This window comes from Cupriavidus sp. SW-Y-13, from assembly GCF_009793345.1.
Lineage (GTDB): Bacteria > Pseudomonadota > Gammaproteobacteria > Burkholderiales > Burkholderiaceae > Cupriavidus.
In genome coordinates, this window is the sequence record NZ_WHLX01000002.1 from 1,626,158 (window position 1) to 1,652,582 (window position 26,425).

A 26,425-nucleotide genomic window follows, 5' to 3' on the forward strand; every position below is an offset into this window, starting at 1 on the left:
AGTGAAAAAATCGTAGTGGAGAGAAACGAAGGGCGTCCGGTACTGATACCGGACGCCCTTTGCCTTTTGTGCCTGCCGATCCGATGCCTGCGGATATCAGCGGCCGTCGTTGTTGCGAGCCTGCTGGTCTCGCCCGCGCTCATGCTGGGCGCGCTGCTGTTGTTGCTGTTGCTGCTGCTGGAACTGGCGTTGCCGGTCCTGCTGCTGGCGCTGCTGTTCCTGGAACTGCCGCTGTTGCTCCTGCGCCTGCCGCTGCTGCTGTTGTTGCTGGTGTTGTTGCTGTTGCTGCTGCTCCTGGAAGCGCCGCTGCTGCTCTTGCGCCTGGCGTTGCTGCTGTTCCATCTGCTGACGCTGAAGCGCATGCTGCCGCTGCTGCTCGAACTGCTGGCGCTGCTGCTCCTGGAACTGCCGCGCCTGCTCCAGTTGCTGGCGTTGCTGTTGTTGCTGCTGCCGCTGTTGCGCCTGCCGCTGCATGTCCTGCTGCTGGCGTTCCTGCTGTTGCCGCTGTTGATCGAACTGCTGCTGCCGCTGCTGCGCCTGCCGCTGCATGTCCTGCTGCTGGCGCTCCTGTTGCTGCCGCTGTTGATCGAACTGCTGGCGGTTCATCGCATCGCGGCGCTGGTCGTCCAGTTGGCGGCGCTGCTCCTGCTCCATCCGCTGCTGATCGAACTGCATCCGGCGCTGCTGCTCGTAGCCCTGCCGCTGCTGGTTCTGCAACTCGCGTTGCTGGTCGTCGCGCTGACGCTGCATCGCCTGTTGCTGTTGCTGCCGGAAATCCGCCGCCTGGCGCTGTTGATCCTGCAACTGACGCTGCTGTTCGAACTGCTGCCGCTGCATGGCCTGCTGCTGGCGTTGGCCGTCGTCGGGCCGCTGGCCGGAGAAGCGTCGATCCGGCGCGGCCTGGCTCATCCTGACATCGGGCTGCCATCCCTGCACCGGCTGCGGGCCGCGCCGCTGCGACCCCGCATCCTGCCGCCTGCCATCGGGCACCGGCCCGCGCCACGCCGGACCCGCGCCCGCCGTGCCACCTTCCCGCGCAAAGCGGCGCGCCAGTTCGTCAGGGCCAATGCGGCCCGGTGGATGCGCGGCAATCGCCTGACGCTCGAAACCGTCACGCGCCATCGGCGGCAATCCGTGCGGCCGCGCGCCACCGATCAGGCTGGTCTTGACCGGCGCCATCGGCGGCGCGCCCCTTCCCTCGCCCGCCGGCAAGTGGCGCCACTCATCGCGATAGCTGCCGCGCGGCACCGGCCGCCCTTCCACGAAATTGCGCGACGGCATGCCGGAGATCGCCCCCGGCACCTCGCGATTGGCCCAGCGCCCGCGATCACGATCGCGATCACCGCCACGTATCCACCCGTTGTTCACCGCGTGATAGTTGATGCGGTTGACGTAGCCCGGACTCGCGCGATAGACCGGACGATAGGCATCGCGCGGCCCCAGCGGATACCACGCCACGCCCGGGCCGGTGCCGATACGGATCGTGGTGCCGGCGCCGCCGATAAACCCGACCACCGCCGGCGCGTAGCAAGGCTGTCCGCCGCGCGGCCCGGGCACCCAACCCCAGCGATTGCCGAAGTGCGCCCAACGGCCATAGTGCGCGGGCGCAAAGCCCCACGGCGCATCATCGATCCACGTCCAACCCCACGGCGCCACCCAGGCCCAGCGCCCGACGCTGTAGGGGGCCCACCCTGCCGGCATCGCGCGGGGGAACCACACCGCGCCGTAGCCCGCGTCCTGCTGCCAGTCGCCATAGTCATCGAGCGCCGTGTAGCCCGTCATGCCGGGCGGCACATAGCGCGCCGAGACCGATGCATCCTCGCGCGCATCGCGCATGGCCGTCCACTGGTCGAAACTGTCGGGCGCCGGATAGCTGCCCGCGCCCGCATCGGCCAGATCGGTGCCCGCAAAGCGCATGCGCTGGCCACGCTCCAGTTCGAGCGAGCGGGTATCGCCGTAGAGCACCGCGCTGCCGTGACGCATGGTCACGAGCGTGGTGGTGCCATCGGGCGAGACGTCGATGCGATAGTCGCCCGGCTCGCGCGGCACGAATGCCAGGTTGGGGGTGTCGATTTCCACCTGCTGGTCCTGCGGCAGCGCCCGCACGCGCAGTTGCAGCGTGCCTTGCGTCAGCTTGACCTGCGTGGTGCGGTCGTCCAGGTTGAGGATCGCCACTGCCGTGCCGCCACCCAGCCGTACCGCCGTGGTGCCGGCGTGCAGTTCGGCCCGGCCACCCGGGTCTACCCAGAGGCGGTCGCCGGTGGTGATCGGCCGGTTCGGCCCCAGCGCGGCCCACTCGTCGGCGCCCGCGGGCGCAAAGCTGAGTCCGCCAGCCATGTCGGTGACCGTGGCGATGCGCGAGGGTGGATCGGCTGCCATGGCCGAAGGGTCGCCCAGCACGTTGGCATCGGACGGGTCCTGCTGCATGTAGCCGGGCGGCACGCCCGGGTTGTAGTCCTGGGCGTGGGCCTGGCCCTGGGCGAGGATCGCAACCAGAGCGAACGGAGCAAGCGCGAAACGATGACGGGATGACATGGTGGTTACCTGGTACGGAACGGCATGGCGCCGCACTACATGGAGGCACCCTATATCGGATAACGTCACCCACACCCGATAGCTGTACCGCAACTTGTAAGCACATATTTCCCGCCCGCCTTGCCCGGGCTTGCGGGACAAAGGCGGATACAAGTCTTGCAGATCAGGGGGAAATTACGCGGGGCGAATGCCGAAACTGGCCGATGGGGCCGGAAGGCCCAGGCGGCGCATGCGGGACTTGCTGTCCCTCAGCGCACCACCTCATGACACCACCTCAGCGCGGCTGGTTGCGCAGGAAATCGGTCAGGCGGTCGGCCGGCATGGGCCGGCCATAGAGATAACCCTGAGCCTCGATGCAGCCGTTGGCCAGCAGGAAATCGCGCTGCTCGGGCGTCTCCACGCCCTCGGCCACCACACCGATCTTCAGGCTCTGGCCCACGTTGATCACAGACCGCGTGATGGCGGCATCGACATTGTCGTGGGTGACATTGCGGATGAAGGACTGGTCGATCTTGAGCCGGTCCACCGGGAACGTCTTCAGGAAACTCAGCGACGCGTAGCCGGTGCCGAAGTCGTCGCAGGTCAGCGTCACGCCATCGCGGCGCAGTGCCTGGAGCTGGTCCGATACCTCATCGCCCTGCTGCAGCGCGATGGTTTCGGTAATCTCGATCTCCAGCCGGTCCGCCGGCAGTTCCAGTGCCCGGAGCACATGCCGCACTTCGGTCAGCAACCGGCTTTCGGCCAGTTGCGCGGCAAACAGGTTGATGGCCACGCGCGGTGCATCGGGAAAGGTCAGCGACCAGGCCCGCGCCTGTGCGCAGGCCGTATGCAGCAACCACATGCCCACGTCGGCAGCCACGCTGCTAGCCGCCAGCGCGTCGATGAACGCCGCCGGCGTCAGCAGGCCCAGGGTGGGATGGCGCCAGCGCATCAGCGCCTCGGCGCCCACCACGCGGCCATCGCGCAGGTCTACTTGTGGCTGATACAGCAATTCAAACTGGCGTTGGGCATATGCCTCGCGCAGGGCCTGCACCAGCGAGAGCCGCGTGGTCACGTCCGTGCGCATCTGCGGCTTGAAGAAGCGGATGGTCCGGCCGCCGTCGTGCTTGGCACGTGCCAGGGCCAGGCTGGCCGCCGCCATGACATCCGATGTGGTTTCGCCGCCGGCCGGCATCACGCAGGCGCCCAGGCTGGCCAGGACATGGTGGCGGTTGCCGTCTCGCTCGAAGGGCGCTGACAGCATCGACAAGATGGCGGCGCTGACGTGGCGCACCAGCGTCGGATCGGAAATCGAGGTGAGCAGCACGCCGAATTCGTCGCCGCCGACGCGGCCAACCACGGCGTCGCGCGGCGAGGCATCGCGCAGGCGGCGGGCCACGTGTTGCAGGATGGCATCGCCTTCCTGGTGGCCGTGCATGTCGTTGAAGGCGCGGAAATCGTCGATGCCCACCAGCAACAAGGCGAAACGGGGCTTCGTCTCGCCTTGCAGACGTGTCTCGATCCGATTCAAGAATGCCTGGCGAGCAACCACGCCGGTCAGCGGATCCAGATCCGCCGGCGGCAAGGCACCAGTCGCCTGCGTCTCCGACTTGGCCACCATCCCTGCCCTATCTGTTGTGATGAACATGTTTCCCGCTCAAGCTATTTGGCAAGTGTGACGAAAACCCCGAAAAAAGCAAGCGATTCAAATTGCCGCCGCGCACCGGTGCAACGGGCCGGGTGGCCGGCGATCCGGCGCCGTTGAAATGCTCCGGACGTTACAGTACCCTACGCCGCAAACGCCCACCACCCGATCGCGGGATACCCCCGCCCAAGGTGCGACGGCGGCCGGCCCGGTAGCGCAAACCTGCCGGACATGGCCGGCCGCCCAACAAGAGATACCGTCGACCGTGAACCACTGGACCCTCCGCACGCGCATCCTGGCAAGCTTCACCTTCATCCTGCTGGTCATGGCGCTCATGGGCGTCGTGGCCTACAACCGGCTCTCGGCCATCGAGCACGAAGCCACGGTCATGCGCACCGACGCCCTGCCGGGGCTGGCCTACAGCACGGGCATGCGTGGCATCTGGGGCGAGTTCTACGTGCTGGCCTGGCAGGCCGTCACCGATGCCGACACCAACCATCGCGCCGGGGTGCTGGCGCAGAACCAGGACGCCACGCGCCGCTTCAACGACCTGGAAGCCCGCTACGAGGCATCCATCGCGCGCGAGGAAGATCGCGTGCGTTTCGCCGCGTTCAAGGCACTTCGCGCCAAATATGACCAGGCGGCGCAGGCGTACCTGGACCCCACGCGCTGGAAGGACACGGCCACCGCCGAGGCCGCGCTACGCGGCAACGTCCACGATATCTGGCTGGACGGGCGCAAGATTCTGCAGGAACTGGTCAACGATAACAACGCAGTCAACGACCGCGCCGCGGCCGGCATCGACCACGCGGTCAACGCGGCCAAGATCGGCATCGAGGTAGCCCTGGCGATTGCGCTGCTGGCCGCCGTGATCTGCGGCTACCTGCTGCTGCGGGCGATCAACGAGCCGATGCGGTCGATCGTGGCGCTGCTGACCACCATGCGCGGTGGCGACCTGCGCCAGCGCATGGCGCTGAATCGCCGCGACGAGTTCCAGGCCGTCGAGGAAGGCTTCAACCAGATGGCCGGCGAGCTGACTTCGCTGGTCGGTCAGGCGCAACGCTCGGCCATCCAGGTGACTACCTCGGTCAACGAGATTGCCGCCACGGCACGCCAGCAGCAGGCCACGGCCACCGAAACGGCAGCCACCACCACACAGATTGGCGCCACCTCGCGCGAGATCTCGGCCACCGCGCGCGATCTGGTCCGCACCATGAGCGAGGTGTCGCACGCCGCCGAGCAGACGGCCGGGCTGGCCGGCACGGGCCAGGTTGGCCTGTCGCGCATGGAAACGACCATGCATCACGTGATGGAGGCGGCCGGATCGGTCAACACTCGCCTGGCCACCCTCAACGAGAAGGCCGGCAATATCAATACCGTGGTCACCACCATCGCCCGCGTGGCGGATCAGACCAACCTGCTCTCGCTCAACGCGGCCATCGAGGCCGAGAAGGCCGGCGAGTATGGCCGTGGCTTCTCCGTGGTGGCCACCGAAATCCGCCGGCTGGCGGACCAGACCGCCGTGGCCACCTACGATATCGAGCAGATCGTGCGCGAGATCCAGTCGGCCGTGGCCGCCGGCGTGATGGGCATGGACAAGTTCTCGGAGGAAGTGCGGCGCGGCATGTCCGAAGTCACCCAGGTAGGAGACCAGCTCTCGCAGATCATCGGCCAGGTGCAGACGCTGGCGCCGCGCGTGCAGATGGTCAACGAGGGCATGCAGGCCCAGGCAGGCGGCGCCGAGCAGATCAACCAGGCGCTGATGCAGCTTTCCGAAGCCGCACAGCAGACTGTGGAATCGCTGCGACAGTCGAGCCAGGCCATCGACGAACTGACGCTGGTTTCAAACGAGTTGCGCAGCGGCGTGTCTCGGTTCAAGGTCTGATGCCCGCCGGCAGCCCCCATGGCGCTTTTCCTGCTCTTCCGTATCGGTTCCGACTACTACGCGCTGGATAGCGTCGAGGTAGCGGAAGTGCTGCCGCTCGGCGCCACCAAGCAGATACCCGGTGCGCCCGCATGGGTCAGCGGCATCATGGTGCGCCATGGCCGCCCCGTGCCGGTCATCGACCTGACCGCGCTCGCCACCGGCCAACCGGCTACGGCACGGACCAGCACACGCACCGTACTGGTGCATTACCGCCGTCCTTCCCACACCGAACTCGATGGTGCGGAGCACCTGCTTGGCCTGCGGCTGGAATACGCCACCGACACGCTGCGCTGCGACCCCAATTCCTTCGTCGACAGCGGCATCGATGCGGGCAGCGCACGATATCTGGGGCCGGTCCGCCATGATGCGCGAGGGCTGATCCAGCGGGTGCACGTGGCGACGCTGCTGCCCGATGACGTCCATGCGCTGCTGTTCCCCAGCGTCGCGCCGACATGAAGGACCCCGCCCTGTCACCCATCGAAGCCCTGCTCAAGGAGCGGATCGGACTCGACGCGGCGGCGATTGGCCCAACCGTCATCGCGCGTGCCGTCGAGGAACGCCGGCTGGCCGTGGGTGCGCACGATGCAACGGCCTATTGGAATACGCTTCACGCTACGCGCGATGAACTGCAGGCCCTGATCGAAGCCGTGGTGGTACCGGAAACCTGGTTCTTCCGCCATCGCGAGGCGCTCCTGGCACTGGGCCGGCTGGCGGCGCATCGCGTGCTGGGCGAGGGCGAGCGGCTGCTGCGCGTGCTAAGCGTGCCCTGCTCCACCGGCGAAGAACCTTATTCGATTGCCATGGCCCTGCTCGATGCCGGCCTGCCGCCCGACCGCTTCCGCGTGGATGCCGTGGACGTCTCCGCCCGCGCCCTGTCGCGCGCACGCGCCGGACTGTATGGCAGCAACGCGTTCCGGGGCCAGCCGCTCGATTTCCGGGAGCGCCACTTCACGCCAGCCCCCGGCGGATACCAACTTGCCGAGAAAGTTCGCGCGCAGGTGCGCCTGCTCTCCGGCAACCTCATGGACCCTGCGCTGCTGGCCGGCGAGGCGCCCTACCCTATGGTGTTCTGCCGCAACCTGCTGATCTATTTCGATCCGGCCACGCAGCGCCACGCCGTGCAGACACTGCGCCGGCTGGTGCGGCCCGACGGCATGATCTTCGTCGGCCCCGCCGAGGCCAGCCTGCTGACGCGCGAGGGCATGCGCAGCGCGGGCATCCCGCTGGCGTTTGCGTTCCATGCCGCGCCAGCGCAGCCCGACGCGGCACCTGCGATGTCCGGCCCGATGCCGGGCTTCGCGCCTGCCTCGCCCGCCTTCCCCTCGCCTCGCCGCTCCGCTCCGGCCCTGTCAGCGCCGCGCGTCGTCGCCCGGCCCGAGGCACGCCCTGCCCCGGTCGCCATGGCCGACGATGCCGCGGCCCTGCAAGCCATTTCCGCCCAGGCGGACCGCGGCGAACTCGACGCCGCCACTGTGGCCTGCCACCACTACCTCGATGGCCATGGCGCGTCGGCCAACGGCTGGTGCCTGCTCGGCGTGCTGCACGATGCAGCGGGCCGCGCCGCCGATGCACATGCCGCCTATCGCAAGGCCGTCTATCTCGACCCCGGACATGAGGAAGCGCTCTATCATCTGGCCGCCCTGCTCGACACGGAAGGCGATACCGCCGGTGCGCATCGCCTGCGTCAGCGTGCCCAACGTCATGCCCGCCTGAGCCATGGCTGATTCCATCGTGCAACCTCACACATCGCAAACCGTATCCGCCCTGAGCGGCACCATCGACGACTGCTGGCGCCGTATCGGCACTGGCGGTGACCGCTCCTGTCCGCTGCTGGCCGAGCATTTCCGTTGCCGCAATTGCCCGGTGTACGCGCGCGCCGCCGTCACCGTGCTCGATTCCCTGGCGCTGGGCAACGCCGGCGATATCGCGGAGCCGCCCACGGAACATGCGCCCCTGGCAGACCGCCGCGACGGGCAGTCGCTGCTGATCTTCCGCATCGGCGACGAATGGCTGGCCTTGCCTGCCGCCGCACTGGGCGAGGTCACCGCGCCGGCCCCTGTACATTCGCTCCCGCATCGGCGGCATGCCGCGCTGCTGGGTGTGGCCGCAGTGCGCGGCACGCTGCTGACCTGCATATCGCTGGCGTTGCTCTTCGGTGACGCGCCGCAGGCGGACGGCAACCCGCCGGCTGCGCGCTTCCTGATTCTCGGACAAGGCCGTAATGCCATTGCGTTGCCCGTGGCCGAAGTGGCCGGGGTGGAAAACGTGCCACGCAGCGCGTTGCTGCCGCTGCCTTCCACACTGGCACGCGCGTCGGCGCGCTACACGCAGGCGATCTTCACGCACGGTCCGCACAGCGTGGGACTGCTCGATGCCGAACTGCTGCGCCACGCGCTGTCGCGGAGCCTGACATGAATCCCGAACAGTTGCGCGATGCTTCGATGCTCGACCTGTTTGCCATGGAGGCGGAGGCGCAGGCCGAGGTACTCAATGCGGGCCTGCTCGCGCTGGAACGCGACCCCACTGCCGCCTCGCATCTTGAAGCCTGCATGCGCGCAGCCCATTCTCTCAAGGGCGCCGCGCGCATCGTCGGTCTCGACGGCGGCGTGCGCGTGGCCCATGTGATGGAAGATTGTCTGGTGGCCGCGCAGCGCGGCGGCATCGTGCTGACGCCCGCGCATATCGACGCGCTACTGTCCGGCACCGACCTGCTGCAGCGCATCGGCCATCCGCCCGGCGGCAACCTCAACTGGCCCGAACTCGATGGCCGCGCCGAGATCGATGCGTGGATCGCCCATGCGAACGCACTGCTCGATGGCACCGGTAGCGCGCCGGCGCCGGTCGTGGCGCCGCCCACGGTTTCGATCGAGGAAGCCGACGGTACATCGAGTTCGCCTTCGTCACTGGCTGAAGCAACCGAGCCACCCGACGCCCCCGTTACGCCGCTGCCAGCCAGTCCGCTTGCCGATACCCAGGAACGCATGCTGCGCGTCAGCGCCGAGCGTCTGGACCGTTTGCTCGCCATGGCGGGCGAGGCCATGGTGGAATCGCACTGGCTGCGCCCGTTCGGCGGCGGCATGCAGCAGATGCGCCGTCAGCAGATGCGCGCGTTGCAGGCCGTGGATCGCGCCCAGACGCTGCTCGACTCCCCCGAAAGCTCGGTACCGCACATGCGTGCGGCGCTGGCGGACCTGCGCCAGCTTCTCGAAGACGGGCAGGAGCAATTGTCGCAGCGCGTGGAGGAACTGGATCAGTACGATCACCGCGCGAGCCGACTGACGCGCCAGCTCTATGACACTGCGCTCTCGTGCCGCATGCGTCCGCTGTCGGACGGCATCACCGGCTACTCGCGGATGGTGCGCGACCTGGGCCGTGCGCTAGGCAAGAGCGTGCATCTGGTGCTGTCCGGGGAACAGACGCAAGTGGACCGCGACATTCTCGAACAACTCGATGCGCCGCTGGCCCATCTGCTGCGCAATGCCGTGGACCACGGCATCGAATCGCCGGAAGCGCGGAGGGATGCAGGCAAGCCCACCGAGGGCCGCATCACGCTTTCCGCACGCCACAGCGCAGGCCGCCTCATCATCGAGATTGCCGACGATGGCGCCGGCGTGGACCTCGAAGCCCTGCGCGCCACGATCATCAGACGCGGCCTGGCGCAGGCGGAAACCGCGGCGCGTCTCTCTCAGCCCGAGTTGCTGGAATTCCTGCTGCTGCCCGGCTTCAGCCTGCGCGAGCAGGTATCCGAAGTCTCGGGACGTGGCGTCGGGCTCGATGCCGTGCAGGACATGGTGCGCGGCGTGCGCGGCAGTCTCAAGCTCTCGCAGCAAACCGGCACCGGGCTGCACTTCATCCTCGAATTGCCGCTCACGCTCTCCGTGGTGCGCGCGCTGCTGGTGGAAGTGGCTGGTGAAGCCTATGCCTTCCCGCTGGGCCACGTGCTGCGCGCCGTAGCCGTGCAGCGCGACGATATCGAACAGACCGAGCAGCATCAGCACTTCCGGCATGACGGGCGACCCGTGGGCCTGGTCAGCGCCGCGCAACTGCTGCAGCGTCCCGAGAAGCGGCAGGATGGCGAGGCCGTGCCCGTGGTGATCATCGGCGAACAAGACCGTGTCTATGGCGTGGCCGTCGATCGCATGCTGGGCGAGCGGATGCTGGTGGTGCAGCCGCTGGCGCAGACTCTAGGCAAGATCAAGGACATCGCCGCAGGCAGCCTGACCGATGACGGCACGCCCGTACTGATCTTCGATGTCGAGGACATGCTGCGCTCGGTGGAGAAGCTGGTGTCCGAAGGCCGCATCGAACGCGTGCGCCAGCGCGGCGCGGATGCAGCGGCCGTGGCACGCAAGCGCGTGCTGGTGATCGACGATTCGCTGACGGTGCGCGAACTCGAACGCAAGCTGCTGGCCAGCCGTGGCTACGATGTTGCCGTGGCCGTGGATGGCATGGATGGCTGGAACGTGCTGCGCGCTGAAGTCTTCGACCTCGTCATCACCGATGTGGATATGCCGCGCATGGATGGTATCGAACTGGTGGGCCGCATCCGTGGCGATACGCGACTATCCCACCTGCCCGTGATGATCGTTTCGTACAAGGACCGCGAGCAGGACCGCGAACGCGGCATGCAGGCCGGAGCGGACTACTATCTGGCCAAGGGCAGTTTCCACGACACCGCACTGCTGGACGCCGTGCGAGACCTGATCGGCGAGGCACGTCCATGAAAATCGGCATCGTCAATGATTCGGCACTGGCGGTTGCGGCATTGCGCCGGGCGCTGGCGCTCGACTCCGACCTTGAAGTGGCCTGGGTCGCCCCCAATGGCGAACAGGGCGTGCAGATGGCGGCGGCGCAGACGCCGGACCTGATCCTGATGGACCTGCTGATGCCGGTCATGGACGGCGTGGAAGCCACGCGGCGCATCATGGCTGCCACCCCATGCGCGATCGTTGTGGTCACCATGGACCTGGGCCGCAACGCCAACCAGGTATTCGATGCGATGGGCCACGGCGCCATCGATGCGGTGGACACACCAACGCTGACCGAATCCGATGCGCGACTTGCAGCGGGTCCGCTGTTGCGCAAGATCCGCAATATCGGCCGGCTCATCGGTGGTCGCATACGCGCGACGCAACCGCTCGCCGTGGCCACATCGGCACCCGCTGCGCTCCGGCTCGTATCGATCGGCGCATCGGCCGGTGGTCCGGCCGCGCTGGCCGCACTGCTGGGCGCCCTGCCCGCCAACTTCAGTGCGGCGGTGGTGGCCGTGCAGCACGTGGACGAAGCCTTTGCGCAAGGCATGGCCGAGTGGCTCGATGCGCAATGTCCGCTGCCGGTACGGATCGCGCGCGCGGGCGAAGCGCCGCAGGCCGGCACCGTGCTGCTGGCCGGCACCAACGATCACCTGCGGCTGGTGGCCGGTGCCCGCATGGCCTATACGGCGGAGCCCGGCGACTACCTGTATCGCCCATCCATCGACGTGTTCTTCGAAAGCGTGGTGGAACACTGGCGCGGCGATGCGATAGGCGTGCTGTTGACCGGCATGGGCCGCGACGGCGCGCAGGGACTTAAGGCAATGCGCGAGCGCGGCTTCCTCACCATCGCGCAGGACCAGGCCACCAGCGCCGTATATGGCATGCCGAAGGCGGCAGCCATGCTCGGCGCCGCCAGCGAGATCCTGCCGCTGCCGCGCATTGCGCCGCGGCTGGTCCGCGCATGCAGCAGCGCAACAGCCGGCCACACCGGCGACCGGTAATGCAAGAACGACGAGAAAGACGCGAACAAGGAATCGACATGACTTCCAGACTCAACCATGGCGCCGACGGCGCAGCCAATGCAAAGACCGAGTACATGGCCATGGTGCTGCTGGTCGATGACCAGGCCATCATTGGCGAGGCCATCCGTCGTGCGCTGGCGGACGAGACCGATATCGATTTCCACTATTGCGCACAACCCGACGAAGCCGTGGCCGTTGCCGAACGCACGCAGCCCACCGTGATCCTCCAGGACCTCGTCATGCCAGGCACGGATGGACTCACGCTGGTGCGCCGCTACCGCGAGAACCCGGGCACGCGCGACATCCCCATCATCGTGCTGTCCACCAAGGAAGAGCCGACGATGAAGAGCGCAGCGTTCGCGGCCGGTGCCAACGACTATCTGGTCAAGCTGCCGGACACCATCGAGCTGGTGGCGCGCATCCGCTACCACTCGCGCTCGTACCTGAACCTGCTGCAACGCGACGAAGCCTATCGCGCACTGCGGCAGAGCCAGCAGCAGTTGCTGGAGACGAACCTCGAACTGCAGCGCCTGACGAACTCCGATGGCCTGACTGGCCTGTCCAACCGCCGCTATTTCGACGAATACCTGGGTGCCGAGTGGCGCCGCGCCCAGCGCGAACAAACGCAGCTTGCGCTGTTGATGATCGATGTCGATGCTTTCAAGGCGTACAACGACACCTACGGCCACGTTGCCGGCGACGAGGTACTGCGCCGCGTGGCCGCGGTGATTCGCGAGAACTGCGCGCGTCCCGCCGATTTGCCGGCCCGCTTCGGCGGCGAGGAGTTCTCGATGATCCTGCCGGCGACCTCGCCCGGTGGTGCGCGTCTGCTTGCGGAGAAGGTGCGCCGTGCGATTGAAACGCTGCAGATCTCGCACTCGGGTTCACCCACCAGCAGCTTCCTCACGGTCAGCATCGGGGGCGCAGTGATCGTGCCCGATGGCGATGCGAACTTCAATCGCCTCGTCGAAGCGGCCGACGCCGGCCTCTACCAGGCCAAGCGCAATGGCCGCAACCAGGTGGTGATGGTGTAGTTTTTTCCACGTTTGCGCGCAACGCGCAAACGCTGCGAGGCGCGTACCGTGCATGACACAAACCGCCTCGCAAGCCCGCCCTGGCGCCAGATCCCAAGCCACGCCTGCGTTTTCAGTAACTGCTTCTTGTATCCGCTACATGCTGCGGACGTACGCGCGTGTGTCAGGTTTGCAACCATTTTGTGGGACTTCTCCGACAGGGATATCGGCGCGCTGCGTCTGTCTGCGTGATCCGGCGATGCCTATCGTTGCATCAGGCAAGCGCAACCAACGCACGCTCCCCTGATCCCCTACGGCAAGAGGTGAAACCCATGACACAAATGAAGCGAAAAATTATTCTGGGCCTGGCACTGGCAACCACGGCTGTTCTGGCAGCGTGCGGTGGCGGCGACGACGGCATCGACGACCGTATCGGCGTGAGCAAGCCGTCGGTGCGCGTGATCCATGCCGTCACGGCTGGTCCCAATGTCGACGTGCTGCAGAACGGCGCACTGACGTCGATGCAGAACATCCCGTACAAGACCGTCTCCGGCTACAACAATGTCGAGACGGGCAACAACCTCTTCGCTCTGAACCTCACTGGCACTTCCACGCAGCTCGGACAAACCACGGTGGACGCCCGCACCGGCCACAAGTACACCATCGTGGCAGTGCCCGGCCTGACCGCGCCTGAACTCGTGCAGATCGACGATCCGTATGGGAAGGGCCTGCTCGATACGTCGGCACGTGTGCGCGCCTTCAATGCATCGGTCAATGCGCAGAACATCGACGTCTACCTGACCCAACCGGCCGTCGATCTCAACTCGGTTTCGCCGAACATGGGTGGCGTGGCATACAAGAATGCCGTGCCGGCTTCGGCCCAGGACTCGCAGTACGTGGATGGCGGCACCTACCGGCTGCGTATCACCACCGCTGGCACGAAGACGGTGATCTTCGACTCGGGCGCACTGACGATCAACAAGAACGACGACTGGCTGATCACGACGATCCCGGTGGACGGCATCGGCGCCGTGGTGCCGAACCGCATCAAGGTCCTGGTGGCACAGAGCAGCACCAGCAACACGACGGCTCAGGAACTGGTGACGACGCAAACCGCTGCGCAGTAATCACGTAGCCTGCAGTCTGCAGCCCGGATGCCATTGCGGCATCCGGGCCTTTTTTCTTGCGCGTGGAGCGTTACTCCGCGCTTGCCTGCACATCGTCCTTCAGCACCGCCAGATGCGTGAGGTACGCATCGAGTTCCGCCCGGCCCTGGTCCGTGATCGTATAGACGCGGCCGTTGCCTTCCACCAGTTCGGCGGTGATCGCGCGCGCCATCATCAGGCTGCGCAGGATCGGGCGCAACGCGCGAATGTTCTTGTCGATGCCGCGCTCGCGCAGGCGTTCCATCAAGTTGAAGACGGTGCTGGGACGCGTCTGCACGATCTTGAGGATGTGGAGCCGGGAAACGATCTTTTCTAGCGATGGTGTTCTCATGGGCGCAGTCGACGCAGCCAATGGTGCGGGAGTCAGTATCATCTTGCGCAGCCCATGACTGCTGCCGCAGTCGGGCATCCTTCAAAAGGTGTTCGAGCCAAAAAAACGGGGTGCGCTAGGGCACCCCGAAAGCTTGCTACAGAGTCACCGGCATGCACGCATGCCGCCGGCGCAGTTCAGGAACGCCACGGAGCGTTATTCTTCCTGGAACGCTTCTTCGCGCTTGGCCTTGATCGACGGCAGGGCCACCACGGCCACCAGCGCAGCGGCTGCAATCAGCAGGCCCAGCGACAGCGGACGGGTGAAGAACACCGAGAACTCGCCACGCGACAGCAGCAGCGTGCGGCGGAAGTTCTCTTCCATCATCGGTCCCAGCACAAAGCCGAGCAGCAGCGGCGCCGGCTCGCACTTCAACTTCAGGAACAGATAGCCGATCACGCCGAAGGCGGCTGCCATGAACACGTCGAACGTCTGGTTGTTCACGGAGTACACGCCGATGCAGCAGAACGTCAGGATGGCCGGATACAGGAAGCGATACGGCACGGTCAGCAGCTTCACCCAGATACCGATCATCGGCAGGTTCAGGATGATCAGCATCAGGTTACCGATCCACATCGAGGCGATCAGGCCCCAGAACAGCGACGGGTTGCTGGTCATGACCTGCGGACCCGGCTGGATGTTGTGGATGGTCATCGCGCCCACCATCAGCGCCATCACGGCGTTGGGCGGAATGCCAAGCGTCAGCAGCGGAATGAACGAGGTCTGTGCCGCGGCGTTGTTCGCCGATTCCGGACCTGCCACGCCTTCGATGGCGCCCTTGCCAAACTCGTGAGCGTACTTCGACGTCTTCTTTTCCAGCGAGTACGCTGCAAACGACGCCAGTGCCGCACCGCCACCCGGGAGAATGCCCAGCGCCGAACCCAGCACCGTGCCACGCAGCACGGCCGGGATCATGCGGCGGAAGTCTTCCTTGGTCGGGAACAGGTTCGTCACCTTGTTCGTGAACGTCTCACGGGCTTCCTTCTGCTCCAGGTTCGCGATGATTTCCGCGAAGCCGAACATACCCATGGCCAGTGCCACGAAGTCGATGCCGTCGGTCAGTTCAGGTACGTCGAACGAGAAGCGCGCAGCGCCCGAGTTCACGTCGGTGCCGATCAGGCCCATCAGCAGGCCCAGCACGATCATCGACACCGCCTTCGGCAGCGAACCCGAAGCCAGCACCACCGCACCGATCAGGCCGAGAATCATCAGCGAGAAGTATTCGGCAGGGCCGAACTTGAACGCGAGTTCCGACAGCGGCGTAGCGAATGCAGCCAGGATCAGCGTGGCCACGCAGCCAGCGAAGAACGAGCCCAGACCGGCAGTGGCCAGCGCCACACCGGCACGACCGCGCCGCGCCATCTGATAGCCGTCGATCGTGGTCACCACCGACGACGATTCGCCCGGCAGGTTCACCAGAATGGCGGTGGTGGAACCACCGTACTGCGCGCCGTAGTAGATACCGGCCAGCATGATCAGCGCAGCCACCGGCGGCAGCGAGTACGTCACCGGCAACAGCATCGCGATGGTAGCCAGAGGTCCCAGGCCGGGCAGCACGCCGATCAGCGTACCGAGCACGCAGCCCAGGAACGCATAGGCGAGGTTCTGCAGCGACAATGCCGTGGAAAACCCCAAGGCAAGGTGTTCGAACAATTCCATTTGATGCGACTCCTTAGCCGGTGATGAAGGCAGGCCAGACCGGCATCTGCAGGTTGATGCCGTACACGAAGGCGCCCATGCTGATCAGCACGAGCACCACGCCGTTAAGCAGCGCGCCCTTCCAGCTGAACTCATGGCTTGCCATCGACGACACCAGCACCAGCACGAACACCGACAGCACCATGCCGAGCGGCTTGAGCAGCAGGCCGAACAGTACGACCGAACCCAGGATCCACAGCAGGATCTTCAGATCCCAGCGGGCCAGATGGTCTGCTTCGCCCTTGGACGACAGCGATCCGATTGCCACGACCGCGCCCAGCAGCGCGAGTACGAGACCGAGCAGGAACGGAAAATATCCCGGTCCCATCTTGGCGGCTGTTCCCATCGAATAGCCGCGCGCGACGAAGGAAAAGCCCAGGCCGACCAGAATGAACATCAGGCCGGAGGCAAAGTCCTTTTGGCTACGTATGCGCAAAACGATTCTCCTCAAAAGTATGAAAGGCGTTACCGCATGGCACGCCGGCTCAGACGTGCCACACGCGAACGCGCGATACGGACGCGTTCGACTCGCGACGCTGCGAAAGATAAGAACGTGATCTTTCAGCGGCCTTTCATTTGTCTGGCATTCAGGGTATTCACCGATCCCCGATACGTATGCGGTTTTTCCAAATACATCACAACATGATATATTTGCGCGAGCGATGCACGTGAGGCGCAAGCCAATTGAAAGGCGAGGCAGTAAGGCGGATGAAAGGGAAGATCGCGCGTGGGCGCAGGATGGCCGTCGCGGAGACGTTTGAAGCTTTCGGCTCGCTTACGGCGTGAGGGCCGGCGCCACCGCAGAGGTCATATGTCCGGTCATGTGAACGCACCGAAGGATGTGTGCAAACACCCTTCGATGCGATTGACCGCTGGATTGACGCGTCGAACTAGCGCACCGGATCGGTGGCCGCGTCTTCGCATGGTGTGCCCATGCTGGTGTCGGCCGCCTGCCCCACAGCTTCGGCATGTGGCATGGTCGGCAGGATATGACTGCTTTTCCAGTTGCCGAAGCGGTAGTACGCAAAGGCCAGCACCACCGACACGATCGATCCAAGCGGGAAACTCCACCAGATCGATTCGGCACCGATGTGCGGCCCCAGCAGCCACGCGAACGGCAGCCGGATGACCCACATGGAGATGAAGAGGATCACCAGCGGTGCCATCACCGCGCCCGTGGCACGCACCGTACCGAACACCACGATGGTGAATCCGAACAGGATGAACGACCACAGCACCACGCGGTTCACGTGCTGCGCGATTTCGATGGCCACGCCATCGTCGCCAAGAAAGAGTCCGAGCGAGTGGCGATTGAAAAGATAGATCAGCGCCACCAGTGCGCCCGTCATCGCCACGTTGAACAGCAGCCCCACCTGCGTGATACGCGAGACGCGCGCCCACAGCCCTGCCCCCACGTTCTGCGCCACCATCGACGACACACTGGCGCCCACGGCCAACGCAGGCATCTGCACGTAGGTCCAGAGTTGCGAAGCCACGCCATACGCCGCCGTGGTCTGCGACCCATAGGCATTGACCAGCGACATCATCACGATGGCCGATGACGAGATCACCACCATCTGCAAGCCCATCGGCAGCCCCTTGGCAACCAGCGCGCGCAGGATGGCCGTGTCGGGTATGAGCAAACCAAGCTGCGTGCGATGCAGCAGCAGGAAGTGCTTGCGGCGATAGAGCGTGACGATCATCGCCGCCAGGCTCGTCAACTGGGCAATCAGCGTGGCCAGCGCGGAGCCGGCAATGCCAAGCGCGGGAATCGGACCCACGCCGAAGATCAGGATCGGATTGAGCACCACATCGAGCACGGCCGACATCAACATGAAGTAGAACGGGGTGCGCGAATCCCCGGCGCCGCGCAGCGTCATCATCACGAAGTTGTAGAAGTACATGAACGGCAGCGCGATGAAGATGATGCGCAGATAGCTCACGGCCAGCGGTGCGGCATCCGCAGGCGTCTGCATGGCAGCCAGGATGTCGGGCGTGAAGATATAGCCGAGTGCCGCCGCCAGGACCGAGAGCGCCACGAAGAACGTGGTGCCCGTACCCACCACGCGCCGGGCCTCGTCGATGTCGCGCGCCCCGATCGCCTGCCCGATCAGGATCGTGTTGGCCATGCTGATGCCGAACACCACCCCGAGCAGGAAGAACAGGATGATGTTGGCATTCGACGTGGCGGTGAGCGCCGCCTCGCCAAGAAAGCGCCCGACCCAGATCGAATTGATCGAGGCATTGAGCGACTGCAGGATGTTGCTGCCCAGCACAGGCAGCGAAAACATCAATAGCGTGCGGCCAATCGGGCCGGTGGTCAGTCTGGCGTCGGGTTTCATCGAAGGTGTGGATTTCCGCGCCGCAACAATTGCTGACTCGCGCGAAGGATTTGGACTCGTCAGTCTAATGAATCGCCCTGCGTACCGCCATTGCCGCCGCGCTGACACACACGGGATGCGCCTCGTCCGATTATCGGCCAGCGATGATCTCTGTGCGCGCGTGGCGCCTAAGCGTTAAGCTTGCGGTTTTCTTCGGTGAGCCCGGTGCGGCGCGCCGTTCCATCCCCTCAGGAGCTACGCATGATGTACCAGGATCTGGCCCTCTACATCGATGGTGAATTCGTATCGGGCGGCGGCCGGCGCGAGCAGGACGTCATCAATCCCGCCACGCAGGAAGTGCTGGGCAAACTGCCGCATGCCACCACCGCCGACCTCGACCGGGCACTGGCTGCCGCACAACGCGCTTTTGAAAGCTGGAAGAAGACGTCGCCGCTGGAGCGCTCCGGCATCCTGCGCCGCGTGGCAGAACTGACCCGCACCCGTGCGCGTGAAATCGGCCGTGATATCACGCTGGACCAGGGCAAGCCGCTGGCCGAAGCCATCGGCGAAGTCACCATCTGCGCCGAGCACGCCGAGTGGCATGCCGAGGAATGCCGCCGCATCTATGGCCGCGTGATTCCGCCGCGCAACCCGGCCGTCCGCCAGATCGTGGTGCGCGAGCCCATCGGCGTCTGTGCTGCCTTCACGCCGTGGAATTTCCCGTTCAACCAGGCCATCCGCAAGATCGTTGCCGCCATCGGCGCCGGTTGCACGCTGATCCTGAAGGGCCCGGAAGATTCCCCGAGCGCCGTCGTGGCGCTGGCCCGACTGTTCCACGATGCAGGACTGCCCCCGGGCGTGCTGAACATCGTCTGGGGCGTGCCGGGCGAAATCTCCACCTACCTGATCGAATCGCCCATCGTGCGCAAGATCTCGTTCACGGGTTCGGTGCCCGTGGGCAAACAACTGGCCGCACTGGCCGGTGCGCACATGAAGCGCGTGACGATGGAACTGGGTGGCCACTCGCCGGTGATCGTGTTCGACGATGCCGATATCGAACCGGCTGCAGAGATGCTCGCGCGTTTCAAGCTGCGCAATGCCGGTCAGGTCTGCGTGTCGCCAACGCGCTTCTACGTCCAGGAAAAGGCGTATGACAAGTTCCTGGCGCGCTTCACCGAAGTCATCGGCTCGATCAAGGTCGGCAATGGCCTCGACGATGGCACGCAGATGGGACCGCTGGCCCATGAGCGCCGTATCGCATCGATGGAGCAGTTCCTCGACAACGCCAGCCAGCGCGGCGGCAAGGTCGTGGCGGGCGGTTCGCGCATTGGCGACAAGGGCTTCTTCTTTGCCCCGACCGTCGTGACCGAACTGCCCGACGATTCGATGCTGATGACCGAAGAGCCGTTCGGTCCGGTGGCGCCGGTCACGCGGTTCAAGGACACCGAGGAAGTGCTGCGCCGCGCCAACAGCCTGCCGTTCGGCCTGGCCTCGTATGTGTTTACGAACTCGCTGAAGACCGCGCACCAGGTATCGAACGGGCTCGAAGCCGGCATGGTCAACATCAACCACTTCGGCATGGCGCTGTCCGAGACGCCGTTCGGCGGCATCAAGGATTCTGGCATCGGCAGCGAAGGCGGCCAGGAAACCTTCGATGGCTACCTCGTAACCAAGTTCATCACGCAGGTCTAAGCCTGTCGCGCTCCTCTCCCACGCGGCGGGGAGCGCGCCTTACTTGAAGAATTCCCCGCGCAGCAGGAATGTGTAGTCCGCCTCTGCGGCCATGAGCCACAGCAACACCAGCAGGCAGAGCGGCGGCAGCAGGATGGCCCACATCAGCGCCATGCGCTCCCATGCCATGTGCATGAACACAGAGATGATGAGCCCCGCCTTCAACGCCATGAAGACGAGGATCAGCGTCCAGCGCAATACGCCGCCCACATGGAAGTAGTCCACCATGTATGACAGCGTGGACAACACGAACAGCAGCACCCACACCTTGAGGTAGAGCCCGATCGGATGCTGCTGGCCTTCGTGACTCGCAGACGCATCGTCGCCGTCGTGTGACGTGGCCGGTATTCCTGGATTGCTCGACATGGCTTGACCTCACCAGAGATAGTAGAGCGCGAAGATAAACACCCAGACCAGATCCACGAAGTGCCAGTACAGCCCGGCGATCTCCACGGCCTGGTAGTTGCCGCTGGCGTGGTAGTGGCCGCGCAGCACCTTGCTCGCTATCACCAGCAGATAGATCACGCCGCAGGTCACGTGGAACCCGTGAAAGCCCGTGATCATGAAAAACGTGGAGCCGAACTGCTCGGCACCCATCGGATTGCCCCAGGGCCGCACGCCTTCCTGTATCAGCTTGGTCCATTCGAATGCCTGCATGCAGACGAAGACCTCGCCCAGCCACGCCGTCGCCAGCATCAGATACGCGCATTGCAGCGGTTGCCGACGGTACGCATAATTGACCGCCATCGCCATGGTGCCGCTGCTTGTGATCAGCACGAACGTCATGATCGCGATCAGGATCAGCGGCACGGGCTGCCCGGCGATGTCGAGCGCGAAGACCTCGCTCGGATTGGGCCACGGCACCGTGGTGGTCATGCGCACGGTCATATAGCCGATCAGGAAGCAGCTGAAGACGAAGGTGTCGGACAGCAGGAATATCCACATCATGGCCTTGCCCCACGACACCTTGAACGCGCGCTGGTCCGAGGACCAGTCCGCCACAAGGCCGCGGAGCCCCGCCGGCGCGTGGCCGGCGGCGTTGGCGTGGGTAGTGACTTGCGAACTCATCGGCGTACCTCCTTCATCCCCTGCCGCAGATAAAGTCCACAAGCTCGGGCGTCAGCCATCCGAGCGTTGCCAGCAGCACCAGCCATACCGCGAGCAGGAAGTGCCAGTAACGCGCGCAGAGCGCGATGCGCGTCTGCGTGCGCACGCCGCTGCCCCGGTCGGATGCCACCACCGTGTAGCCGATCAATCCACCAAGCATGTGCAAGCCATGCATCGCCGTGAGCAGGTAGAAGAAGCTGCCGGCCGGATGGCTCGCAAAGCCCACCTGTATCGCATGCAGCGCACTCCACGCCCACAACTGCGAACCGACGAATGCCGCCGCACCCAGCGCCCCCAGCCGCAACGCACGGCGCGCATCGGCCATGCGTCCGGCGCGTGCTGCGCGCGATGCCACGGCCATGGCCACGCTCGCACCCATCAGCAATGCAGTGGAAAGCCACACCTGCCAAGGCAACGCAATGCGATGCCAGTCCGGACTATCCATCCGCATCACGTACGCCGCGAGAAACAGCGCAAACAGCGACGTGACCACGGCCATGAACACCCACAAGCCGATACTGCCCGGTGCCGGGTGTCCACGTCCCTGCGTGGCATCGCCACCAGGCCCACTGCCCGGCGATTCACGCGAGACACGGAACACGCCGGGATTGCTTTGCGTAGCGGTGGCATCGGGATTCATGCGACGGCCCCCCGGCTCGAATGCGGTTCGGGTTCGGCACCGCCCGCCTCGGGCGGCGCGTTCTGCGCGATGTAGTCATCCTTGGCACCGGGTACGCTGTACGCATAGGCCCAGCGGTACACCACGGGCAGATGCGGTCCCCAGTTGCCATGACCGGGCGGCGTCTCGGCTGTCTGCCATTCGAGCGATGCCGCACGCCACGGATTGGCACCGGCAGGCTCGCCACGCCGCAGGCTCCAGAACAGGTTGAAGACGAACAGCAACTGCGCCGCCGCCACGATGAAAGCCGCGATGGAGATATACATGTTCATCGTATGCGCGGATTCGGGGATGAAGCTGTAGTTGTCCCACGCGTAGTAACGGCGCGGCATGCCGAGCACACCGAGGTAGTGCATCGGAAAGAAAATCGCGTACGTGCCAACGAACGTGACCCAGAAATGGATGCGGCCGAGCGTGTCGTTCAGCATGCGTCCGGTGACTTTCGGATACCAGTGATAGAGCCCGCCAAAGACAACGAGGATCGGCGAGACACCCATCACCATGTGAAAGTGCGCCACCACGAAGTAGGTGTTCGACAGCGGAATGTCCACGCTGACATTGCCGAGGAACAGTCCGGTCAATCCGCCGATCACGAACGTGCTGATAAACGCGATGGCGAACAGCATCGGCACCGTGAAATGGATATCGCCCCGCCATAGCGTGATCACCCAGTTATAGACCTTGATGGCCGTGGGCACGGCAATGATCAGCGTGGTCGTGGCAAAGAAGAAGCCGAAGTACGGATTCATGCCGCTCACGAACATATGGTGCGCCCACACGACCACGGACAACAGGCCAATCGCCAGGATCGCCCAGACCATGGTGCGATACCCGAAGATGCTCTTGCGCGAATGCACGCTGACCAGATCGGAGACGATGCCGAACGCCGGCAGCGCCACGATATAGACTTCCGGATGGCCGAAGAACCAGAACAGGTGCTGGAACAGCAGCGGGCTGCCGCCCTTGTAGTTGAGCTGCTGGCCCATCGACACCACGGCAGGCATGAAGAAGCTCGTACCCAGTGTCTTGTCCAGCAGCATCATCACGCCCGACACGAACAGCGCCGGAAACGCCAGCAGCGCAAGGATCGTCGCCATGAAGATGCCCCACACCGACAGCGGCATGCGCAACAAGGTCATGCCTTCGGTACGCGCCTGCAACACCGTGGTCACATAGTTCAGGCCGCCCATCGTGGCTGCGACGATAAAGATCACCAGCGACGCGAGCATCATGATGATGCCCCAGTCATGCCCCGGTGTGCCGGGCAGGATCGACTGCGGCGGATACAGCGTCCAGCCCGCGCCCGTTGGCCCACCCGGTACGAAGAAGCTCGCCAGCAACACGATGACCGACAGGAAGTAGACCCAGAAACTCAGCATGTTGAGGAACGGGAACACCATGTCTCGCGCGCCCACCATCAGCGGAATCAGGTAGTTGCCGAAACCGCCGAGAAACAGTGCCGTCAGCAGGTAGATCACCATGATCATCCCGTGCATCGTCACGTACTGGTAGTAGCGGTTGGCGTCGATGAAATCGAACTTGCCCGGAAAGCCGAGCTGCATGCGCATGAGATTCGACAGCAGCACGCCCACCAGTCCCACGAAGATCGCAACCAGCGTGTACTGCACCGCAATCACCTTGTGGTCCTGGCTCCAGATATAGCGCGTCCAGAAACTCTGCGGACCGTGATCATGGTGGGTATCGTGATCGGCGTAGGCCATCGTTTCCCTCCTGCTATTTCCCCGCCTGCGAACCCGCAGCGCCACCCAGAGAGCGGATGTACGCGGACAGCGCCGCAACCTCGGCATCGGTGATGGGCACCTTCGGCATCACGGGGCCGAAGCCCTTCACGATGCGTGCGGCTGGATCGGCAATCTCCGTGTGCAGGAACGCATCGTCCACACTGGCGCTGCTGCCATTCGTGAAGGTCTGCGTGCTGCCGTAAAGCCCTTTCCACGATGGCCCCACGCCCGGCGTGCCGTCGACGCTGTGGCACGCCACGCATCCCTTGCTCTGCGCCAGCGCGCGTCCCTGTTCGGCCACGCTGCCCGCTGCGGCGGTGCCCGGCGATGCAGCTACCGGTTGCGCGGCCTTCGCCATCGCCATGGCAAACGTCTGCTGCTTCGCGAGCCACGCGTCGAATGCTGCGCCGTCCTCCACCACCATATGCCCGCGCATGTTGTAGTGCCCCACGCCGCATAGCTGCGCACAGAGGATGTCGTATCGTCCGGCCACCGTGGGCGTGAACCAGAAGGAGGTGACCATGCCCGGCACCATGTTCATCCGTGCACGGATCGGCGGCACATAGAAATCGTGCAGCACATCCTTCGAACGCAGCAGCACCTTGACGGGGCGGTTCAGCGGCAGATGCACTTCGGGACCCACGATGATCACATCGTCCTGCCCGTTCGGATCGTCGGGATTCACGCCCAGCGGATTGGTGCCGTTGACGAACCGCGCATCGCTGGTGCCCAACTGCCCGCCCCTTCCCGGAAAGCGGAACGCCCACTGCCATTGCGATCCCACCACCTCCACAACCATGGCATCGCGTGGTGGTCTCACATAGTCCGCATACACGACCAGGCCCGGCGCCAGCAACGCCATGATGCCTACCGCTGTCAGACCGATCAGCCACAGTTCGAGCTTGCGGTTCTCCGGCTCATAGTGCGCGCGATGGCCGTCGCGATGGCGGTAGCGCCAGACGATCCATCCGATGAACAGGTTGATGACGACGAAGAAGATTCCCGTGATGACGAGAGTAATGGTCAGCGTGTCGTCCATCTGCTTCCAGTTGGACGCGAGGGGCGTGGCCCACCACGGGCTCAGGAAATGGAAGAGCACCGAGGCGACCACCATTACGACGAGTGCGATGGCAATGGCCATGTCCACCCTCCCCGCTCACGCGCGCGGACCATGCGTGCGTCCGCTGAGGCACGTGCCAAACGGCACGTGAGATAAGACTAGTGCATTGGCTCAGGTCACGGCAAGACAACATGGCCGGCACGCCGTGCGGCGGCGCGCACGCGATGCATTGCAACAAAAATGGCGGAGGGGCATTGCGTGCCCGCCCGCCATTTGCGCCCGACGCGATGTCGAACTGCTATCGCATGTCACTAATGCGAGACATCGCGCGACTCCAGCTTCCAGTAGCAGAAGCCGATGGCCATCCCGAAGATGATGTGGCTCGCCACCGTGTGCCAGCCACGCAACTGCACGAACCACGGGAAGGCGGCCGTCATGACGTAGAAGTTGAACAGGTAGACCACCACGCCGAATACAGCACCCACCAGCAGCGACATCCCCAGGCTGGAATCGAGCTGGAACGGGGCGATGATCATTGCCAGGATCATGCCGAGGACGGCACCCAGCGCGAAGTGGATGATCAACGCCGCAGCGGTGGTGCCAATGCTGAACATCGACGTCTGCAAGACGTCCTGTCCCATCACGATGGCGGCGATGATGCGCGTCATCCCCCACGGGTGGCCGTCGGACATCATCGTGGACCAGAACAACTCCATCAGCAACAGCAACGCCCCAGCCACCACGCCGGATACCGCCGCCGCCGACCAATCCGGCAAGCGGCGCACGTAATGGTGCGAATGCATGTGAAGTTCCATAGCGCTTCTCCTTCCACCCGGGCCGCCAATGGCCCCCATGCGTCCAGCATAGGACACCTGCGGAGGCAGTCAGCAACTGCACAGTCTGCACTGCAGCATGGAAGCGCGTGCCAGGTATCGCCGGAGATACTTGCGGTGACGCGGCGATATGTCAGATCTTGATCCAATTCAAACAGCGCGGGAGAACCCTGATGCGCGCGGCCTTGTATTCGCCACACACTGCCTATACTGGAAATACCAAGCAAGACAGGAGACCGCCATGTTTCATCTGCAGGCGCACGATCTTGTATTTCTGATCCCCATGGCACTCGTCGGACTACTGGCGATGGGGGCGATTCCAGTGGCCGCCAAAGCCCTGCGCATCAGCTGCCGCTGTGCGGGCGTCATCATCGGCGTATTGATGGGTGTGCTGGTACTCGAAGCGATACCGCTGCTGATCTAGCACCCTTCGAGAGAGAGAAGGGGGGCGTCATGTCCCTGACCATGCTCGCCGCCGCGATGGCGGCGCTGCTGCTGATCACTATTGCGTCAGCGCTGTGGCGCTGCTCGCATCCGTATCGCATGCGATACCGCCGCTGCGAGACGGCGCGCCGACGCACGGAGCCGTGCCGACGCGCACCCAGGCGCCATACGTAACTCAGAACTCGACCATCGAGAAGTCACCCTTGCTGACGTCGCATTCGGGGCAACGCCAGTCTTCGGGAATGTCTTCCCAGCGCGTGCCGGGGGCGATACCGTCCTCGGGCCAGCCCTGTTCCTCGTCGTACACCCATCCGCAGATCAGGCAAACCCAGGTCTTGTAGGCAATCGCTTCCTGTTCCAACACTCGCTCCCAAGTCATAGATAAAAAGGGTGGATTTC

At 64.8% G+C, this 26,425-nt stretch carries 24 protein-coding genes; 11 read left to right on the top strand and 13 right to left on the bottom strand.

The genetic code is table 11. The features are described 5' to 3' along the window. Positions 1–96: 96 nt before the first annotated feature. Together GA566_RS22850 and GA566_RS22855 are read right to left on the bottom strand one after the other, a co-directional pair. Complete coding sequence (locus GA566_RS22850) at positions 97–2,535, bottom strand: DUF6600 domain-containing protein (RefSeq protein ID WP_160474110.1); 2,439 nt, start codon at positions 2,533–2,535, stop codon at positions 97–99. Between the two features lie 274 nt (positions 2,536–2,809). Next, positions 2,810–4,135: a bifunctional diguanylate cyclase/phosphodiesterase gene (locus GA566_RS22855; RefSeq protein WP_137924573.1), complete on the bottom strand. Its 1,326-nt coding sequence runs from the start codon at positions 4,133–4,135 to the stop codon at positions 2,810–2,812. Between the two features lie 289 nt (positions 4,136–4,424). Here GA566_RS22855 and GA566_RS22860 point away from each other — a divergent pair, with 289 nt between their 5' ends. The 8 genes from GA566_RS22860 to GA566_RS22895 all read left to right on the top strand — a co-directional run bounded on the left by GA566_RS22860 (position 4,425) and on the right by GA566_RS22895 (position 14,002). Further along, positions 4,425–6,044: a methyl-accepting chemotaxis protein gene (locus tag GA566_RS22860; protein WP_212745226.1), complete on the top strand. Its 1,620-nt coding sequence runs from the start codon at positions 4,425–4,427 to the stop codon at positions 6,042–6,044. Positions 6,045–6,062: 18 nt separating this feature from the next. Then, positions 6,063–6,542: a chemotaxis protein CheW gene (locus GA566_RS22865; RefSeq protein WP_160474111.1), complete on the top strand. Its 480-nt coding sequence runs from the start codon at positions 6,063–6,065 to the stop codon at positions 6,540–6,542. Beyond that, complete coding sequence (locus tag GA566_RS22870; RefSeq protein ID WP_160474112.1) at positions 6,539–7,810, top strand: protein-glutamate O-methyltransferase CheR; 1,272 nt, start codon at positions 6,539–6,541, stop codon at positions 7,808–7,810. The genes GA566_RS22865 and GA566_RS22870 overlap by 4 nt, the downstream gene beginning before the upstream one ends. Continuing rightward, positions 7,803–8,501 carry a chemotaxis protein CheW gene (locus tag GA566_RS22875; protein ID WP_160474113.1) on the top strand — a complete coding sequence of 233 codons (699 nt, stop codon included), beginning with the start codon at positions 7,803–7,805 and terminating at the stop codon, positions 8,499–8,501. Before GA566_RS22870 ends, GA566_RS22875 begins: the two co-directional genes overlap by 8 nt. Continuing rightward, positions 8,498–10,810, top strand: coding sequence for a hybrid sensor histidine kinase/response regulator (locus GA566_RS22880; RefSeq protein ID WP_160474114.1), 2,313 nt, complete (start codon positions 8,498–8,500; stop codon positions 10,808–10,810). Before GA566_RS22875 ends, GA566_RS22880 begins: the two co-directional genes overlap by 4 nt. Then, a complete protein-coding gene (locus GA566_RS22885) occupies positions 10,807–11,841 on the top strand; it encodes a chemotaxis response regulator protein-glutamate methylesterase (protein WP_160474115.1) in 1,035 nt (344 codons plus the stop codon). The genes GA566_RS22880 and GA566_RS22885 overlap by 4 nt, the downstream gene beginning before the upstream one ends. Before the next feature lie 38 nt (positions 11,842–11,879). Continuing rightward, positions 11,880–12,896, top strand: a complete 1,017-nt coding sequence (locus GA566_RS22890; protein ID WP_160474116.1) for a PleD family two-component system response regulator — start codon at positions 11,880–11,882, stop codon at positions 12,894–12,896. A 311-nt stretch (positions 12,897–13,207) separates the two neighbouring features. Continuing rightward, positions 13,208–14,002, top strand: a complete 795-nt coding sequence (locus tag GA566_RS22895) for a DUF4397 domain-containing protein (RefSeq protein ID WP_137924541.1) — start codon at positions 13,208–13,210, stop codon at positions 14,000–14,002. Between the two features lie 70 nt (positions 14,003–14,072). Here GA566_RS22895 and GA566_RS22900 read toward each other — a convergent pair whose 3' ends face one another. The 4 genes from GA566_RS22900 to GA566_RS22915 all read right to left on the bottom strand — a co-directional run bounded on the left by GA566_RS22900 (position 14,073) and on the right by GA566_RS22915 (position 18,451). After that, entirely contained in the window at positions 14,073–14,372 is a 300-nt protein-coding gene (locus GA566_RS22900; protein WP_137924542.1) for a PadR family transcriptional regulator, read from the bottom strand. Positions 14,373–14,567: 195 nt separating this feature from the next. Continuing rightward, positions 14,568–16,070 carry a tripartite tricarboxylate transporter permease gene (locus tag GA566_RS22905; protein ID WP_137924543.1) on the bottom strand — a complete coding sequence of 501 codons (1,503 nt, stop codon included), beginning with the start codon at positions 16,068–16,070 and terminating at the stop codon, positions 14,568–14,570. Between the two features lie 13 nt (positions 16,071–16,083). Next, the gene (locus GA566_RS22910) at positions 16,084–16,545 is read right to left on the bottom strand and encodes a tripartite tricarboxylate transporter TctB family protein (RefSeq protein WP_137924544.1); all 462 of its coding nucleotides are present in this window, start codon (positions 16,543–16,545) and stop codon (positions 16,084–16,086) included. A 454-nt stretch (positions 16,546–16,999) separates the two neighbouring features. After that, positions 17,000–18,451 (bottom strand): MATE family efflux transporter, encoded by a 1,452-nt coding sequence (locus tag GA566_RS22915; RefSeq protein WP_160474117.1) that lies wholly within the window; start codon positions 18,449–18,451, stop codon positions 17,000–17,002. A 243-nt stretch (positions 18,452–18,694) separates the two neighbouring features. Here GA566_RS22915 and GA566_RS22920 point away from each other — a divergent pair, with 243 nt between their 5' ends. Then, positions 18,695–20,122: an NAD-dependent succinate-semialdehyde dehydrogenase gene (locus GA566_RS22920; RefSeq protein WP_137924574.1), complete on the top strand. Its 1,428-nt coding sequence runs from the start codon at positions 18,695–18,697 to the stop codon at positions 20,120–20,122. Between the two features lie 39 nt (positions 20,123–20,161). Here GA566_RS22920 and GA566_RS22925 read toward each other — a convergent pair whose 3' ends face one another. The 6 genes from GA566_RS22925 to GA566_RS22950 form a co-directional block, all read right to left on the bottom strand. Next, positions 20,162–20,527 (bottom strand): cytochrome C oxidase subunit IV family protein, encoded by a 366-nt coding sequence (locus tag GA566_RS22925; RefSeq protein ID WP_160474118.1) that lies wholly within the window; start codon positions 20,525–20,527, stop codon positions 20,162–20,164. A gap of 9 nt (positions 20,528–20,536) precedes the next feature. Next, positions 20,537–21,229, bottom strand: coding sequence for a heme-copper oxidase subunit III family protein (locus GA566_RS22930; RefSeq protein ID WP_137924547.1), 693 nt, complete (start codon positions 21,227–21,229; stop codon positions 20,537–20,539). 13 nt (positions 21,230–21,242) lie between these two features. Continuing rightward, positions 21,243–21,908, bottom strand: a complete 666-nt coding sequence (locus tag GA566_RS22935; RefSeq protein ID WP_137924548.1) for a cytochrome c oxidase subunit 3 — start codon at positions 21,906–21,908, stop codon at positions 21,243–21,245. Then, entirely contained in the window at positions 21,905–23,668 is a 1,764-nt protein-coding gene (ctaD, locus tag GA566_RS22940) for a cytochrome c oxidase subunit I (RefSeq protein ID WP_160474119.1), read from the bottom strand. The genes GA566_RS22935 and ctaD overlap by 4 nt, the downstream gene beginning before the upstream one ends. Positions 23,669–23,681: 13 nt before the next feature. Further along, entirely contained in the window at positions 23,682–24,830 is a 1,149-nt protein-coding gene (locus GA566_RS22945; RefSeq protein WP_137924550.1) for a cytochrome c oxidase subunit II, read from the bottom strand. Between the two features lie 230 nt (positions 24,831–25,060). Further along, the gene (locus GA566_RS22950) at positions 25,061–25,564 is read right to left on the bottom strand and encodes a hypothetical protein (RefSeq protein WP_137924551.1); all 504 of its coding nucleotides are present in this window, start codon (positions 25,562–25,564) and stop codon (positions 25,061–25,063) included. A 259-nt stretch (positions 25,565–25,823) separates the two neighbouring features. Here GA566_RS22950 and GA566_RS22955 point away from each other — a divergent pair, with 259 nt between their 5' ends. Continuing rightward, positions 25,824–26,006 (top strand): hypothetical protein, encoded by a 183-nt coding sequence (locus tag GA566_RS22955; RefSeq protein WP_137924552.1) that lies wholly within the window; start codon positions 25,824–25,826, stop codon positions 26,004–26,006. A 29-nt stretch (positions 26,007–26,035) separates the two neighbouring features. Then, entirely contained in the window at positions 26,036–26,200 is a 165-nt protein-coding gene (locus GA566_RS32975; protein WP_171020357.1) for a hypothetical protein, read from the top strand. Position 26,201: 1 nt separating this feature from the next. Here the strand turns inward: GA566_RS32975 and GA566_RS22960 are convergent, their stop codons facing one another. Beyond that, positions 26,202–26,387, bottom strand: coding sequence for a rubredoxin (locus GA566_RS22960; RefSeq protein WP_137924553.1), 186 nt, complete (start codon positions 26,385–26,387; stop codon positions 26,202–26,204). Positions 26,388–26,425: the final 38 nt, after the last annotated feature.